Annotated in this window: 13 protein-coding genes; 10 read left to right on the forward strand and 3 right to left on the reverse strand. The window is 60.3% G+C overall.

The window, feature by feature from the left end; translation table 11 throughout:
- Positions 1–11 precede the first annotated feature (11 nt).
- From NPS29_RS06400 to NPS29_RS06410, 3 genes are read right to left on the reverse strand one after another with little or no spacing between them, the layout of a single operon-like run.
- Positions 12–782 (reverse strand): TerB family tellurite resistance protein, encoded by a 771-nt coding sequence (locus NPS29_RS06400; RefSeq protein ID WP_274131437.1) that lies wholly within the window; start codon positions 780–782, stop codon positions 12–14.
- Positions 783–1,451 (reverse strand): N-acetylmuramate alpha-1-phosphate uridylyltransferase MurU, encoded by a 669-nt coding sequence (murU, locus tag NPS29_RS06405; RefSeq protein WP_274131438.1) that lies wholly within the window; start codon positions 1,449–1,451, stop codon positions 783–785.
- Between the two features lie 55 nt (positions 1,452–1,506).
- Positions 1,507–2,529, reverse strand: coding sequence for an aminoglycoside phosphotransferase family protein (locus NPS29_RS06410; RefSeq protein WP_274131440.1), 1,023 nt, complete (start codon positions 2,527–2,529; stop codon positions 1,507–1,509).
- A 129-nt stretch (positions 2,530–2,658) separates the two neighbouring features.
- Here NPS29_RS06410 and NPS29_RS06415 point away from each other — a divergent pair, with 129 nt between their 5' ends.
- The 10 genes from NPS29_RS06415 to NPS29_RS06460 all read left to right on the forward strand — a co-directional run bounded on the left by NPS29_RS06415 (position 2,659) and on the right by NPS29_RS06460 (position 15,520).
- Complete coding sequence (locus NPS29_RS06415) at positions 2,659–5,463, forward strand: LPS-assembly protein LptD (RefSeq protein WP_274131442.1); 2,805 nt, start codon at positions 2,659–2,661, stop codon at positions 5,461–5,463.
- Positions 5,444–6,766 carry a peptidylprolyl isomerase gene (locus NPS29_RS06420; protein ID WP_274131445.1) on the forward strand — a complete coding sequence of 441 codons (1,323 nt, stop codon included), beginning with the start codon at positions 5,444–5,446 and terminating at the stop codon, positions 6,764–6,766. The genes NPS29_RS06415 and NPS29_RS06420 overlap by 20 nt, the downstream gene beginning before the upstream one ends.
- Entirely contained in the window at positions 6,763–7,752 is a 990-nt protein-coding gene (pdxA, locus tag NPS29_RS06425; protein ID WP_274131447.1) for a 4-hydroxythreonine-4-phosphate dehydrogenase PdxA, read from the forward strand. Before NPS29_RS06420 ends, pdxA begins: the two co-directional genes overlap by 4 nt.
- The gene (gene rsmA, locus NPS29_RS06430; protein ID WP_274131449.1) at positions 7,749–8,552 is read left to right on the forward strand and encodes a 16S rRNA (adenine(1518)-N(6)/adenine(1519)-N(6))-dimethyltransferase RsmA; all 804 of its coding nucleotides are present in this window, start codon (positions 7,749–7,751) and stop codon (positions 8,550–8,552) included. Before pdxA ends, rsmA begins: the two co-directional genes overlap by 4 nt.
- A gap of 119 nt (positions 8,553–8,671) precedes the next feature.
- A complete protein-coding gene (gene apaG / locus NPS29_RS06435) occupies positions 8,672–9,052 on the forward strand; it encodes a Co2+/Mg2+ efflux protein ApaG (protein ID WP_274131451.1) in 381 nt (126 codons plus the stop codon).
- Positions 9,052–9,933, forward strand: a complete 882-nt coding sequence (locus NPS29_RS06440; RefSeq protein WP_274131453.1) for a symmetrical bis(5'-nucleosyl)-tetraphosphatase — start codon at positions 9,052–9,054, stop codon at positions 9,931–9,933. The genes apaG and NPS29_RS06440 overlap by 1 nt, the downstream gene beginning before the upstream one ends.
- A 56-nt stretch (positions 9,934–9,989) precedes the next feature.
- The gene (gene glpE / locus NPS29_RS06445; RefSeq protein WP_274131454.1) at positions 9,990–10,310 is read left to right on the forward strand and encodes a thiosulfate sulfurtransferase GlpE; all 321 of its coding nucleotides are present in this window, start codon (positions 9,990–9,992) and stop codon (positions 10,308–10,310) included.
- A gap of 287 nt (positions 10,311–10,597) precedes the next feature.
- Entirely contained in the window at positions 10,598–12,520 is a 1,923-nt protein-coding gene (locus tag NPS29_RS06450) for a PrkA family serine protein kinase (RefSeq protein WP_274131456.1), read from the forward strand.
- A 169-nt stretch (positions 12,521–12,689) separates the two neighbouring features.
- Positions 12,690–13,961 carry a YeaH/YhbH family protein gene (locus NPS29_RS06455; protein WP_274131458.1) on the forward strand — a complete coding sequence of 424 codons (1,272 nt, stop codon included), beginning with the start codon at positions 12,690–12,692 and terminating at the stop codon, positions 13,959–13,961.
- Positions 13,958–15,520, forward strand: a complete 1,563-nt coding sequence (locus NPS29_RS06460) for a SpoVR family protein (RefSeq protein ID WP_274131459.1) — start codon at positions 13,958–13,960, stop codon at positions 15,518–15,520. Before NPS29_RS06455 ends, NPS29_RS06460 begins: the two co-directional genes overlap by 4 nt.
- Positions 15,521–15,533 lie beyond the last annotated feature (13 nt).

Consider the following 15,533-nt stretch of genomic DNA (forward strand, 5'->3'; position numbering starts at 1 on the left):
GGAAATGAGGATCAGCGGAACCCGCGGCGGTCGCGGATCACGGCGTAGGCGTTGTGCAGTTCGCGGGTTTTTTCGGTGGCCTCGCGCACCTGGGTCTGACTGGCGCCGGACCCTGCGATCTTGTCGGGATGATGGCGACTGAGCAAACGCCGATACGCGCGCTTGATCTGCGCCGGCTCCGAATCCGAGCGCACACCCAGCAGGCGCAACGCCTCCTGGTACTCCCCGCCACTGCTGGCAGGCGCACGGGTCCGTTGTTCATCCTCGGTAGCCGACAATGCTTCGACCCGCTCTGGCGTCCAGCCCAGCCACTTGCCCCACAGCACGATCAGACTGCGCTCGGCCCGTGAAGCCCTGCCGTCTGCCCACGCCATGCGCCAACTGGCGCGCAGCAAACCTTCGGCAGCATGGGGCTGGGTTTTCAGGCGATGCAGATGGACCTGCAGATTGTCGCGCCCATCCTTGCCACGATTGAACGCCGCAATCGCACGCCGCGTCGCCGCCTCGCTCAGGTCCAGGCGGCGCATTTCCACCCGGGCCTGCTGAATGTGACCGTCGACCACCCGGCCATCACTCTTGGCCACGCGCCCCAACAGGATGAACAGCAGCTCTTCATCCTGCGGAACGCTACGCCCTCGGGCGCGCTCCCAGAGTTCGGCCAGGCTCTGCACATGCAGGCGCCGGTCCAGCGCCTGGCCGAGCAACGCGCCCAGCATGGCGCCCGGAATGCTGGCGATCGCATACCCGGTACCGCCGCCGATCACCGTGAATGGCCAAAGCATTTAGGACTTCACCGCAAGGATCTGCTCGACTTCCGCCAACCGCTCGTGGGTGCCGACATCCACCCAACGCCCGCTCAGATGCTCACCGCTCACCTGCCCCTTGGCCATGGCGTCACGCAACAACGGCGCAAGCTTGAAAGCGCCCTCGCTGCATTCGGCAAACAGCTGCGGATGCAGGATGGCAATGCCGCTGTAGGTCAGGCGCGGCAAACTGGCGTCGTCCAGCACCTTGCCATCGACCAGCGCGAAATCGCCAGCCGGGTGATGCGCAGGATTATCCACCAGCACCAGATGCGCCAGGCCCTGAATGGGGCGGTTCAACCCGGCGAAATCACACTCGGTCCAGATGTCGCCGTTGACCACCAGGAACGGCTCATCGCCCAGCAATGGCAGCGCACGGAAGATGCCGCCACCGGTCTCCAGCGGTTCGCCTTCGGGCGAATAGCGGATGCTCAGGCCCAACTGCTCACCATCCCCCAGGTAATCTTCGATCTGCTGCCCGAGCCAGGCATGGTTGATGACCACATCGGTGAAGCCTGCGCGCTTGAGTGCGCGCAGGTGGTACTCGATCAGCGGCACGCCACCGGCGCGCACCAGCGGCTTGGGCGTGTGCAGGGTCAAGGGACGCAGGCGCTCGCCTTTGCCGGCGGCCAGAATCATCGCTTTCATGGGTTCCTCTTGAAAACAGTCTTCACATCCGTACCTTCAAAGCAGCAATTGATGCTCAGGCTTCTTGTTTTGGCTGGCCCAGGCTGGTCAGCAGGTTGTTCAGTTCCACCAGCTCCGGCCGGCGAGCCAGCACGGCTTCTATATAAGAGAAGAAACGCGGGACATCGGCGACGTACCGCGGCTTGCCATCGCGATGGCAAATGCGGGCAAAGATGCCGATCACCTTCAAGTGACGCTGAACCCCCATCAAATCACTGGCGCGGCGAAACTCCTGGAAATCATCGTGCACGGGAATGCCCAGTGCCACGGCCTTGTCCCAATACAGCTTGAGCCAACCCGCTACACGCTCTTCGGGCCAGCTCAGGAACGCATCCTTGAACAGGCAGGTGATGTCGTAGGTCACCGGGCCGTACACTGCATCCTGGAAATCCAGCACGCCGGGGTTGGGCTCGCTGAGCATCAGGTTGCGCGGCATGTAGTCGCGGTGAACCAGCACTTTGGGCTGCGCCAGGGCGCTCTCGATCAACAGTTCACTGACCCGCTGCCAACTGGCCTGCTGCGACGGGTCGAATTCCACACCCAGATGACGCTTCACGTACCACTCGGGAAAAAGCTCGAGCTCGCGGCGCAACAAGGCAACGTCGTAACTGGGCAGCGGTGCCTGCATCGGCAATTGCTGATAGGCAACCAGCGCGTCGATGGCATCGGCGAACAGTTGATCGGCATTTTGCTCATCGATCACATCCAGATAGGTTTTTCGCCCCAGATCATTGAGTAGCAAAAAGCCTTGATTCAGGTCTTCGGCATAAATTATCGGAACATTAATTCCCGATTCGCTCAATAAATGAGCGATATCCACAAACGGTTTGCAGTTTTCCTGAGGGGGTGGCGCATCCATCACAATAAAAGTGCGACCCTCGCCTTCCCAGCGGAAGTAACGACGAAAACTGGCGTCACTGCTGGCCGCAGTCAACGTGGCCGGGGGTACGGCGCCCCAGCCCTGTGCAGAAAACAATTTTGGCAGCTGCTCATCGAGCCAAACTTTCAGGTGTTGCAGGCGTACATCTTGATCTGGCATTGCAAGGGTCTCCGACGGCGCTAGCCGTCAAGCGGGTCATGCTTTATTATCCGACATCTTTTTCAGCCCATCGAGAGGCGTGCGGCCCCCCCGCGGGCAGATGGCGCGCAGGAAGCCCGGACTAATAAGATGGCATTGAAATCCCCCGCGTTTCGTAAAAAATTTCCGTTGCTGGTAACCGGCAGTTTGCTGGCGATGCAACCCCTGGCCACCCAGTACGTGGTTGCAGCTGAACAGTATGACTGCTCGGTGTCGGCAACAGGTTCCTGGGATTGCGCTCCAAAATCCAACGCAGCCCAGTTGCCTCCGCGGCCTGTGCACGACGCCAACAGCGTGTCGTCCAACAGCAGCACGGCGACTGAGAGCACAACGACCACCGAAAGCGGTGAAGTCGTGCCCAAGACGATGCTGGTCACCGAGGCCAAGGGCCGTGGCCTGAAATCGCGCAGCGCAGACTACAGCCATCTGGACTGGGTGCCACGCGAGAAGTTGACCGCTGCCCAACTGGCAGAGACCGGTCCTTACTGCTCCGGCGCCTACATCGAGCCGATTCGCCCTGGCATGGACGACAAGACCGCCAAGAGCGACGCGCCGACCTTCATCGGTGCCAAGGCCTCGCGCTACCAGCAGGAAGAACAGATCGCAACGCTGGCCGGTGACGTCGTCATGCGCCAGGGTTCGATGCAGGTCGAGTCCGACGAAGCCAGCCTGCACCAGGCCGAGAACCGTGGCGAGCTGAACGGCGATGTCCGTCTGCGCGACAACGGCGCCCTGATCGTGGGTGACCATGCTGAAATCCAGCTGGACACCGGCGAGGCGAAAGTCGACAACGCCGAGTACGTGCTGCACAAATCCAACGTGCGTGGTAACGCGCTGTACGCCCGTCGTGCAGAGAACGCGATCATCCGCCTCAAGGACGGCACGTACACCACGTGCGAACCGAACAGCAACGCCTGGACGGTCAAGGGCAACAACATCACCCTGAACCCGGCCACCGGCTTCGGTACCGCGACCAACGCAACCCTGCGCGTGAAGGACATTCCGATCCTCTACACGCCGTACATCTATTTCCCGATCGACGACCGTCGCCAGTCCGGCTTCCTGCCACCGACCATCGGTGCCAACAGCGACACCGGCTTCTCGTTGCTCACCCCGTACTACTTCAACCTGGCGCCTAACTACGACGCCACGTTGTACCCGACCTACATGGCCAAGCGCGGCCTGTTGCTCGAAGGCGAGTTCCGCTACCTGACCAAGAGCAGTGAAGGTCAGTTCGGTGCCGCTTACCTGAACGACGACAACGATGATCGCAAGCTGCAGTCCGATTACAAGGACACACGCTGGATGATCAACTGGCAGAACCGCAGCGGCCTGGATGAGCGCCTCACTGCCAAGGTCGACTACACCAGGGTCAGCGATCCTTACTACTTCAAGGATCTGAAAAGCGGTCAGGAAGGGGTCAGCACCCATGACTACCTGAACCAGCAAGGGGCTCTGGTCTACCGTGGCGACACCTACACCGCCGGGCTCAACGTCCAGCAGTACCAGTTGACCACAGTGACCCAGACCACGCCTTATGGCCGTCTGCCGCAACTGACCCTCAACGGTACGCTGCCGTACAACCCTGGCGGACTGCGATTCGGGTATGAATCCGAGCTGGTCCGGTTCGATCGTGACCTGCGCACTGGCCAGTACAGTGACGAAGACGGAATCCTGTCGAACCGACTGGACCGCTCCGTGTTCGGCATCGAACGCGCCAACGGCACCCGCCTGAACCTGGCGCCATCCATCAGCCTGCCGATGTCGGCGAGCTATGGTTACGTATTGCCGAAGCTGAAATACGTTTACACCAAGTACGATCTGGACCTGGATGGGCAGGGCAAGGCTGACCTGCTGACGGCCCGCAACCAGGGCGCCGGCTACCAGGAAAACTTCGACAGTGGCGTAGACCGCGCCGTACCGATCTTCAGCGTGGACAGCGGCCTGTACTTCGACCGCAACACCAACTGGTTCGGCAAGAACTACCGCCAGACCCTGGAACCGCGTCTGTACTACCTCTACGTTCCGGAGAAGGATCAGAAAGACATCCCGATCTTCGACACGGGTGAAACCACGTTCAACTACGGTTCGCTGTTCCGCGACAACCGCTTTGTCGGCTCCGACCGCATCGGTGACGAGAACAAGCTGTCCCTGGGCGTGACCAACCGCTGGATCGAGGAAAACGGCTTCGAACGTCAGCGCTTCAGTATCGGCCAGGCGCTGTACTTCAAGGATCGCAAGGTTCAATTGCCGGGTATCGATGCAGACACTCGCAAGGACTCGCAATCCGACGTATCCCCGTATGCACTGGAATACGAATACCGCTTCAACCGCGACTGGCGTGCCACGTCGGACTTCAACTGGGACCCGGACAGCCGCAGCACCCGCTCCGGCAGCGCCATGGTTCACTACCAGCCTGAAGACGAGCCGGGCAAGATCATCAACGCCGGTTACCGGTACCGTAACGACCAGATCCGCTACGACCAGACCACCGGTCGCTGGACCGTGGGCGGCGGCGACGCGGTTCTGCCAGACGGCTCGGTCATCAAGGACTACTACAAGATCCAGCAGCACGACTTCTCGGTCATCTGGCCAGTCGTGCCGCAGTGGAGCGCCATTGCTCGTTGGCAGTTCGACTACAACCGCAACCGTACCCTCGAAGCCTTCGGTGGTTTCGAATACGACAACTGCTGCTGGAAGCTGCGTCTGATCAACCGCTACTGGGTTGACTACGACGAATCCACTCAAGAAGTTGCGAGCAACGAGAAAGGCGACCGCGGCATCTTCCTACAAATCGTGTTGAAGGGACTTGGCGGCGTTGTTGGCCAAAAAGTTGAAAGCTTCCTCGACAAAGGCATCCAAGGTTATCGTGAACGTGAAGACCAAGCTTTCTGATTGTCTGCGCCCGCTGATGCTGGGCGCGCTGCTCATCGGTACCGTAGCGCACGCTGAAGTGCGCTCCATCGACAAGGTTGTAGCCATCGTCGACAACGACGTGGTCATGCAAAGCCAGCTCGACCAACGCACCCGTGAAGTTCAGCAAACCATCGCCAAGCGCGGCCAGGGCGTCCCCCCGGCCAGCGCGCTGGAATCCCAAGTCCTGGATCGTCTGATCCTGGAAAACCTGCAGTTGCAGATCGGCGAGCGCTCCGGCATTCGAATCACCGACGAAGAACTGAACCAGGCGGTCGGCACCATCGCTCAACGCAACAACATGAGCATCGAGCAGTTCAAGGCGGCGCTGGCCCACGACGGCCTGTCGTACAACACCGCCCGTGAGCAGATCCGCCGTGAAATGGTCATCAGCCGGGTGCGTCAGCGCCGGGTCGCCGAGCGTATCCAGGTGTCGGAACAGGAAGTGAAGAACTTCCTGGCTTCGGACCTGGGCAAGGCGCAGTTCTCCGAAGAATTCCACCTGGCCAACATCCTGATTCCTACCCCTGACAGCGCCTCTTCGGACCAGATCCAGGCAGCCGCGGTCAAGGCCAAGGACATCTACGGCAAGTTGCAGCAAGGCGCCAACTTCGAACAACTGGCGATCTCTTCCTCGGCCAGCGAAAGCGCCCTGGACGGCGGCGACATGGGCTGGCGTAAAGCCGCTCAACTGCCACCGCCATTCGGCGACATGCTCAACTCGATGAGCCCGGGCGAAGTGACACCTCCTGCCCGTACCCCAGGCGGTTTCATCATCCTCAAGTTGCTGGCAAAACGCGGCGGCGAGAATCAGACCCAGATGCGCGACGAAGTCCATGTTCGTCACATCCTGATCAAGCCAAGCGAAATCCGCAGCGAAGCTGAAACCAAGATGCTCGCGCAGCGCATCTACGACCGTATCCAGAACGGCGAAGACTTTGCAGAACTTGCGAAGAACTTCTCCGAAGACCCGGGTTCGGCGCTCAACGGCGGCGACATGAACTGGGTTGATCCGCGCACGCTGGTGCCGGAATTCCGCGATGTGATGAACGAGACCCCGCAAGGTGTCGTTTCCAAGCCGTTCCAGACTCAATTCGGCTGGCACGTTCTGGAAGTGTTGGGCCGTCGTGCAACCGACAGCACCAACCAGGCTCGCGAGCAACAGGCAATGACCGTACTGCGTAACCGCAAGTACGACGAAGAGCTGCAAACCTGGCTGCGTCAGATCCGCGACGAAGCCTATGTAGAAATCAAGCTCCCTGGCGCTGACCAGGCTGCCAAGTGAAACCCCAGCGTTTCGCCCTGACACCCGGCGAGCCCGCCGGCATTGGTCCTGACCTCTGCCTGCTGCTCGCCGCGCAGTCCCAGCCTCATCCCCTGATTGCCATCACCAGTTGCGACCTGCTCAACGAGCGGGCCGCGCAACTGGGCGTGGCCGTCAGCCTGATTCCCGTCACGCCGGATGCCTTTCCCGACCTGCCCGCCCCTGCCGGCAGCCTGTATGTGTGGGACACCCCGCTGGGTGCGCCTGTCATCACCGGGCAACTGGACAAGGCCAACGGCAGTTTCGTACTTGAAACCCTGACCCGCGCCGGGCAAGGCTGCATCGACGGCCAGTTCGCCGGAATGATTACCGCACCGGTGCACAAGGGCGTCATCAACGAAAGCGGCATCCCGTTCTCCGGGCATACCGAATTCCTGGCCGAACTGACCCACACCGAACAGGTGGTGATGATGCTCGCCACTGGCGATCTGCGGGTGGCACTGGTGACCACTCACCTGCCCCTGCGTGACATCGCCGATGCGATCACCCCGGACCGGCTGGAGCGCGTCACGCGCATTCTCCACGCTGACCTAGTCAACAAGTTCGGCATCGCCCATCCGCGCATTCTGGTCTGTGGCCTGAATCCGCACGCGGGCGAAGGCGGCCATCTGGGCCGCGAAGAAATCGACATCATCGAACCAACCCTGGAGCGTCTGCGCAGCGATGGCCTGGATTTGCGCGGCCCGCTGCCCGCCGACACTCTGTTTACCCCCAAATATCTGGAGCACTGCGACGCAGTGCTGGCGATGTACCACGACCAGGGCCTGCCCGTGCTCAAGTACAAAGGCTTCGGGGCCGCCGTCAACGTCACCCTTGGCCTGCCGATCATCCGCACATCCGTGGACCACGGCACGGCGCTGGACCTGGCAGGCAGCGGCAAGATCGACACCGGCAGCCTCAAGGTCGCGTTGCAAACCGCCTATCAGATGGCCGAGACCCGTAAATGACCGAGCAATACCAACACAAGGCGCGCAAGCGCTTCGGCCAGAACTTCCTGCACGACGCAGGCGTTATCGACAAGATCCTGCGCTCGATCCGCGCCAAGGCCGAGGACCGCATGCTGGAAATCGGCCCGGGCCAGGGCGCCCTGACCGAAGGCCTGCTGAGCAGCGGCGCGCAACTGGACGTCGTCGAGCTGGACAAGGATCTGGTGCCGATCCTGATGCAGCAGTTCAGCCACCTGAGCAACTTCAACCTGCACCAGGGCGATGCGCTGAAGTTCGACTTCACCAGCCTGAACGCGGCCCCCAGCAGCCTGCGCGTGGTCGGTAACCTGCCGTATAACATTTCCACGCCGCTGATTTTCCATCTGCTGCAGAACGCCCACTTGATCCGCGACATGCACTTCATGCTGCAGAAGGAAGTGGTCGAGCGCCTGGCCGCCGGGCCTGGCGGTGGCGATTGGGGCCGTCTGTCGATCATGGTCCAGTACCACTGCCGCGTGGAACATCTGTTCAACGTAGGCCCGGGCGCGTTCAACCCGCCGCCGAAAGTCGACTCGGCCATCGTGCGCCTGGTGCCGCACGAAACCCTGCCGCACCCGGCCAAGGATCACCGCGTGCTTGAGCGCGTCGTGCGCGAAGCGTTCAACCAGCGCCGCAAGACCCTGCGCAACACGCTCAAGGCGCTGCTCACCAGCGAGGAAATTTCCGAAGCTGGCGTAGACGGCAGCCTGCGCCCCGAGCAGCTGGATCTGGCTGCGTTCGTGCGCCTGGCTGACAAACTCAGCGACAAGCCTGTCGTCTGATACCTGCAAGGACATGTCCGGGGCCAAGCCGCCATTGGTTTTTTACCCGTGACATGTCCTAGACTGAACCCTTTCCGGGCTTTTCCGGCTTTTTCCGCTCCCGCTTTAAGGCCTCTCGCATGTCCGATCCTCGTTATCAGGTCGACGTCAGCGTCGTTACCCGCTTCCTCGCCGAACAGTCTCAGCCCGAGCAGAACCGCTTTGCGTTCGCGTACACCATCACCGTGCACAACAACGGTGAACTGCCTGCCAAGCTGCTGTCGCGTCACTGGGTGATTACCGACGGCGACGGCCATGTCGAAGAAGTTCGCGGCGAGGGCGTCGTGGGCCAGCAGCCGCTGATCCAGGCCGGACAAAGCCACACCTACAGCAGCGGCACCGTGATGACGACCAAGGTCGGCAACATGCAGGGCACTTATCAGATGCTCGCCGAAGACGGCAAACGCTTCGACGCGGTCATCGCCCCCTTCCGGCTGGCGGTACCGGGGGCGCTTCACTGATGACGGTTTACGCGGTCGGCGATCTGCAAGGTTGCCTTGAACCTCTGAAATGCCTGCTGGAGCGCGTTTCGTTCGAACGCGGCAAAGACACGCTCTGGCTGGTGGGCGACCTGGTCAATCGCGGCCCCCAGTCGCTGGAAACCCTGCGTTACCTCTACGCCATGCGCGACTCTGTGGTCTGCGTGCTGGGCAATCACGACCTGCACCTGCTGGCTGCCGGGCGCAACATCGAACGCCTGAAAAAGGGCGACACCCTGCGCGAAATCCTCGAAGCGCCCGATGCCAGGGACCTGCTCGACTGGCTGCGCCAGCAAAAGCTGCTGCACTACGACGCCGAGCGCGACATCGCCCTGGTGCACGCAGGGATCCCGCCGCAGTGGACCTTGAAAAAGGCCCTGCGCTGCGCCGAAGAAGTCGAAGAGGCCCTGCGCGACGACAACCTGTTCGAGCCGTTTCTGGACGGCATGTACGGCAACGAGCCGGCCAAGTGGGACAAGGACCTGCACGGCGTCACGCGGCTGCGGGTCATCACCAATTACTTCACGCGCATGCGCTTCTGCACCGCTGACGGCAAGCTGGACCTCAAGAGCAAGGAAGGCCTGGACAGCGCTCCAGATGGCTACCTGCCATGGTTCAGCCACAAGGATCGCAAGACCCGCGGCCTGAACATCATCTTCGGCCATTGGGCTGCCCTAGAAGGGCGATGCGAAGAGCCTGGCGTCTACGCCCTGGACACCGGCTGCGTGTGGGGCGGCAGGATGCGCATGCTCAACGTCGATACCCGGCAGTTGATCCACTGCGACTGCGACGAGCGCGGCAACCTTGCCCCTTCAACATCCAGCAACCCTGGCACTGGCGACTCCATCGCAGCCCGGCGTTAGAATTCCCTTTTCCGTTCTCGAACCGTCGAGAACCCAACGGCCCAGGAGCCCACGCCATGACCGACTTCAAACGCATTCCGCCGGAGCAGGCCCAGGCCCTGCGTGAGCAAGGCGCGGTGCTGGTCGATGTTCGCGACGCACAGACGTTCGCCAGCAATCACATCCCCGACTCGCATCATCTGGACAATCATTCCATTGCCGATTTCATCCGAAATGCCGATCTCGACAAACCGCTCGTCGTCGTCTGCTACCACGGCAACTCCAGCCAGAGCGCCGCAGCCTATCTTGTAGGTCAGGGCTTCTCCGAGGTCTACAGCATGGATGGCGGTTTCGAACTGTGGAAAACCACTTTCCCCGCAGAAACCGCACAAGGCTGATTCGAAAATATTTTTTTGACGCCCGATCCCGCGTTCTACGCGGGCTCGCGCCCTCAACTGACGAACGGTAAGCCTGCCTTCACGCGCATTCCTTCTTTGTATGCGCGATTCCGATCTATCCTTACCTCAGGCCATCCGAATCAGGGGAGAGCCGGTACACCGGCGCGCGGGTCATCGGTAGCTACTTTTATGGTGTTTGGGGGGTAAATGGTTGTCGAGTGATCGGCGTCCATCCAACATCGACTGACGATCCGCCGCCGGCTCCACGTATCGAGCGAGGTGACGTCATGAGTATTTTTAGCCACTTCCAACAACGCTTTGAATCGACACGCCAGGAAGAGCTCTCGCTACAGGAGTACCTGGAGCTTTGCAAAACCGATCGCAGCGCATACGCCTCAGCCGCAGAGCGTCTTCTGATGGCCATTGGCGAGCCTGAGTTGTTCGACACCTCGACCAACTCCCGGCTATCACGCATCTTCTCCAACAAGGTCATCCGGCGCTATCCGGCGTTCGAGGATTTCCACGGCATGGAGGACTGCATCGAGCAAATCGTCTCGTACTTCCGCCATGCGGCCCAGGGCCTGGAAGAGAAGAAACAGATCCTTTACCTGCTCGGCCCTGTAGGCGGCGGCAAGTCGTCCCTGGCTGAAAAACTCAAACAGCTGGTCGAAAAAATACCTTTCTACGCCATCAAGGGCTCGCCGGTTTTCGAATCGCCCTTGGGCCTGTTCAAACCCACCGAAGACGGGACGATCCTCGAAGAGGACTACGGCATCCCGCGCCGCTACCTCAACACCATCATGTCGCCATGGGCGACCAAACGACTGGCCGAGTTCGGGGGCGACATCAGCCAGTTCAAGGTGGTCAAACTCTATCCGTCGATCCTCAACCAGATCGCCGTGGCCAAGACCGAACCTGGTGATGAAAACAACCAGGACATCTCGGCGCTCGTCGGCAAGGTCGACATCCGCAAGCTCGAGGAATACCCACAGAACGACGCCGATGCCTACAGCTACTCGGGCGCGCTGTGCCGGGCCAACCAGGGCCTGATGGAATTCGTGGAGATGTTCAAGGCGCCGATCAAGGTCCTGCACCCACTGCTCACCGCCACCCAGGAAGGTAACTACAACAGTACCGAAGGCCTGGGCGCGATCCCGTTCACCGGTATCCTGCTGGCCCACTCCAACGAATCGGAGTGGCACACCTTCCGCAACAACAAGAACAACGAAGCCTTCATCGACCGGATCTACATCGTCAAGGTGCCGTACTGCCTGCGCGTCAGCGACGAGATCAAGATCTACGACAAGCTTCTGTTCAACAGCTCGCTGGCCAAGGCCCATTGCGCGCCCGACACACTGAAAATGCTCGCTCAGTTCACTGTGTTGTCGCGCCTCAAGGAGCCTGAAAACTCGAACATCTACTCCAAGATGCGGGTCTACGACGGCGAGAACCTCAAGGACACCGATCCCAAGGCCAAGTCGATCCAGGAATATCGCGACAGCGCCGGCGTGGATGAAGGCATGAATGGCCTGTCCACCCGCTTCGCCTTCAAGATTCTGTCGAAAGTCTTCAACTTCGATCCGCACGAAGTGGCCGCCAACCCGGTTCACCTGCTGTACGTGCTGGAGCAGCAGATCGAGCAGGAACAGTTCCAGGCCGAAACCCGCGAGCGCTACCTGCGCTTCATCAAGGAATACCTGGCGCCGCGCTACATCGAGTTCATCGGCAAGGAAATCCAGACGGCGTACCTGGAGTCCTACAGCGAGTACGGCCAGAACATCTTCGACCGCTATGTGCTCTACGCGGACTTCTGGATTCAGGATCAGGAATACCGCGATCCGGAAACCGGGGAAATCCTCAACCGCGTGGCCCTGAACGAAGAACTGGAGAAGATCGAGAAACCGGCCGGCATCAGCAATCCGAAGGATTTCCGCAACGAGATCGTCAACTTCGTGCTGCGTGCTCGCGCCAACAACAACGGCAAGAACCCGACCTGGCTAAGCTACGAGAAGCTGCGCGTGGTGATCGAGAAGAAAATGTTCTCCAACACCGAGGATCTGCTGCCGGTCATCAGCTTCAACGCAAAAGCCAGCAAAGAGGATCAACAGAAGCATAACGACTTCGTTACCCGAATGGTCGAAAGGGGCTACACCGACAAACAGGTTCGCTTGCTCTCCGAGTGGTACCTGCGGGTCAGGAAATCCCAATAAGCAGCAACGAAGCAGCGACAAGTTGCAAGCTTCAAGCTGCAAGCCAAGAGCAATCCGGTGCGCTGGATAAGGCACCGGCATACTTGAGGCCTGCCGCTTGGGGCGGGTAATTTGCAATCAAACTTGCAGCTTGCGGCTTAAAGCTTGCAGCTCCCCGAAGGGGCCCCCTATGAGCTACGTGATCGACCGACGTCTCAATGGCAAGAACAAGAGCACGGTGAACCGGCAGCGTTTCCTGCGCCGCTACCGTGACCACATCAAGAAAGCAGTGGAAGAAGCCGTCAGCCGCCGCTCCATTACCGATATGGAGCACGGCGAACAGATCAGCATTCCCGGCCGCGACATCGACGAACCGGTGCTTCACCACGGGCGCGGCGGCAAACAGACCGTCGTGCACCCCGGCAACAAGGAGTTCACCACCGGTGAACACATCGCCCGTCCACAGGGCGGCGGCGGTGGCAAAGGGCCTGGCAAGGCGAGCAACTCCGGCGAAGGCATGGACGAGTTCGTGTTCCAGATCACCCAGGAAGAATTCCTCGAATTCATGTTCGAAGACCTCGAACTGCCCAATCTGGTCAAACGCAACCTCAGCGGCACCGACACCTTCAAGACCGTGCGCGCGGGCATCAGCAACGAAGGCAACCCGTCACGCATCAATATCATTCGCACGCTGCGTTCGGCACACGCCCGCCGCATCGCGCTGTCCGGCAGCAGCCGGGCCAAACTCAAGGAAGTGCTCGCTGAACTCGAGCGCCTGAAACGCGAAGAGCCTGACAACTTCGGCGACATCCAGGAGCTGGAAATCGAAGCCGAGCGTCTGCAGGCACGGATCAAGCGCGTACCCTACCTGGACACCTTCGACCTCAAGTACAACCTGCTGGTCAAGCAGCCCAACCCCAGCTCCAAGGCCGTCATGTTCTGCCTGATGGACGTCTCGGGCTCCATGACCCAGGCGACCAAGGACATCGCCAAGCGCTTCTTCATCCTGCTGTACCTGTTCCTGAAGCGGAACTACGACAAGATCGAAGTGGTGTTCATCCGCCATCACACCAGTGCGCGGGAAGTGGACGAAGAGGAGTTTTTCTATTCCCGGGAAACCGGCGGCACCATCGTCTCCAGTGCCCTGAAACTGATGCAGGAGATCATGGCCGAGCGCTACCCCACCAATGAGTGGAACATCTACGCAGCCCAGGCCTCCGACGGCGACAACTGGAACGACGACTCGCCCATCTGCCGCGACATTCTGATCAACCAGATCATGCCGTTCGTGCAGTACTACACTTACGTCGAAATCACCCCACGCGAGCATCAGGCGCTGTGGTTCGAATACGAGCGCATCGGCGAGGCCTTCGCCGACACGTTCGCCCAGCAGCAGCTGGTCTCTGCCGGTGACATCTATCCGGTATTCCGTGAACTCTTCCAGCGCAGGTTAGTGACATGACCGGTAGAGAGCAGAAACGCCAACCCCTTTCCACGGGTTCAGAGTGGACGTTCGAACTGATCCAGGCCTATGACCGGGAGATCAGCCGCATCGCCGAGCGTTATGCCCTGGACACCTACCCCAACCAGATCGAGGTGATCACCGCCGAGCAGATGATGGACGCCTATGCGTCGGTCGGCATGCCGCTGGGCTATCACCATTGGTCCTACGGCAAGCATTTCCTGAGCACCGAAAAATCCTACTCACGCGGGCAGATGGGTCTGGCCTACGAGATCGTCATCAACTCCGATCCGTGCATCGCTTATCTGATGGAAGAAAACACCATCTGCATGCAGGCCCTGGTCGTGGCCCATGCCTGCTATGGCCACAACAGCTTCTTCAAGGGCAATTACCTGTTCCGCACCTGGACCGACGCCAGCTCGATCATCGATTACCTGGTGTTCGCCAAGCAGTACATCATGCAATGCGAGGAGCGCCACGGCATCGACGCCGTCGAGGACCTGCTCGACTCCTGCCATGCGTTGATGAATTACGGCGTCGACCGCTACAAGCGCCCCTACCCTATCTCGGCCGAAGAAGAACGCCGCCGGCAGAAGGATCGGGAAGAGCACCTGCAGAAGCAGATCAACGATCTGTGGCGCACCATCCCGAAAAACGCCAACAAGAACGACAAGGAGGATTACTCGCGCTTCCCCGCAGAACCGCAGGAAAACATCCTCTATTTCATTGAAAAGCACGCGCCCTTGCTGGAGCCATGGCAGCGTGAAGTGGTGCGCATCGTGCGCAAGATCGCGCAGTATTTTTATCCACAGCGCCAGACCCAGGTGATGAACGAAGGCTGGGCGACGTTTTGGCACTACACCTTGATGAACGACCTGTACGACGAAGGCCTGGTCACTGACGGATTCATGCTCGAATTCCTGCAGTCCCACACCAGCGTGGTGTTCCAGCCCGGCTTCGACAGCCCGTACTACAGCGGCATCAACCCCTACACCCTGGGCTTTGCGATGTACCAGGACATCCGCCGCATGTGCGAGCACCCAACTGAAGAGGATCGCCGCTGGTTCCCCGAACTTGCCGGCACAGACTGGCTCACTGCCGTGAAGTTCGCCATGAGCAGCTTCAAGGACGAGAGCTTCATCCTGCAGTACCTGTCACCCAAGGTCATTCGTGACCTGAAGCTGTTCAGCATCCTGGATGACGACCAGAAAGACGATCTGCTGGTGCCTGCCATCCATGACGAAACCGGCTACAGGACCATCAGAGAGACTCTGGCCGCCCAGTACAATCTGGGCAATCGTGAACCCAACGTGCAGATCTACAGCATCGACCGTCGCGGCGACCGCTCCCTGACCCTGCGCCACCAGCAGCATGACCGCAAACCGCTGGGCGACTCCACCGACGAGGTGCTCAAACACCTGCATCGCCTGTGGGGTTTCGATATCCATCTGGAAACGCTCCAGGGCGACCAGATCATGAAAGTCCACCACGTGCCACCGAGAAGCGAACACGCTGACAGTGAATATCCCCGGCTCGACCTCGCGGTCGTTCACCTTTAGGGGATAACGCAAT

The sequence above is a fragment of the Pseudomonas putida genome (genome assembly GCF_028682175.1).
GTDB classification, from domain to species: Bacteria; Pseudomonadota; Gammaproteobacteria; order Pseudomonadales; family Pseudomonadaceae; genus Aquipseudomonas; species Aquipseudomonas putida_AD.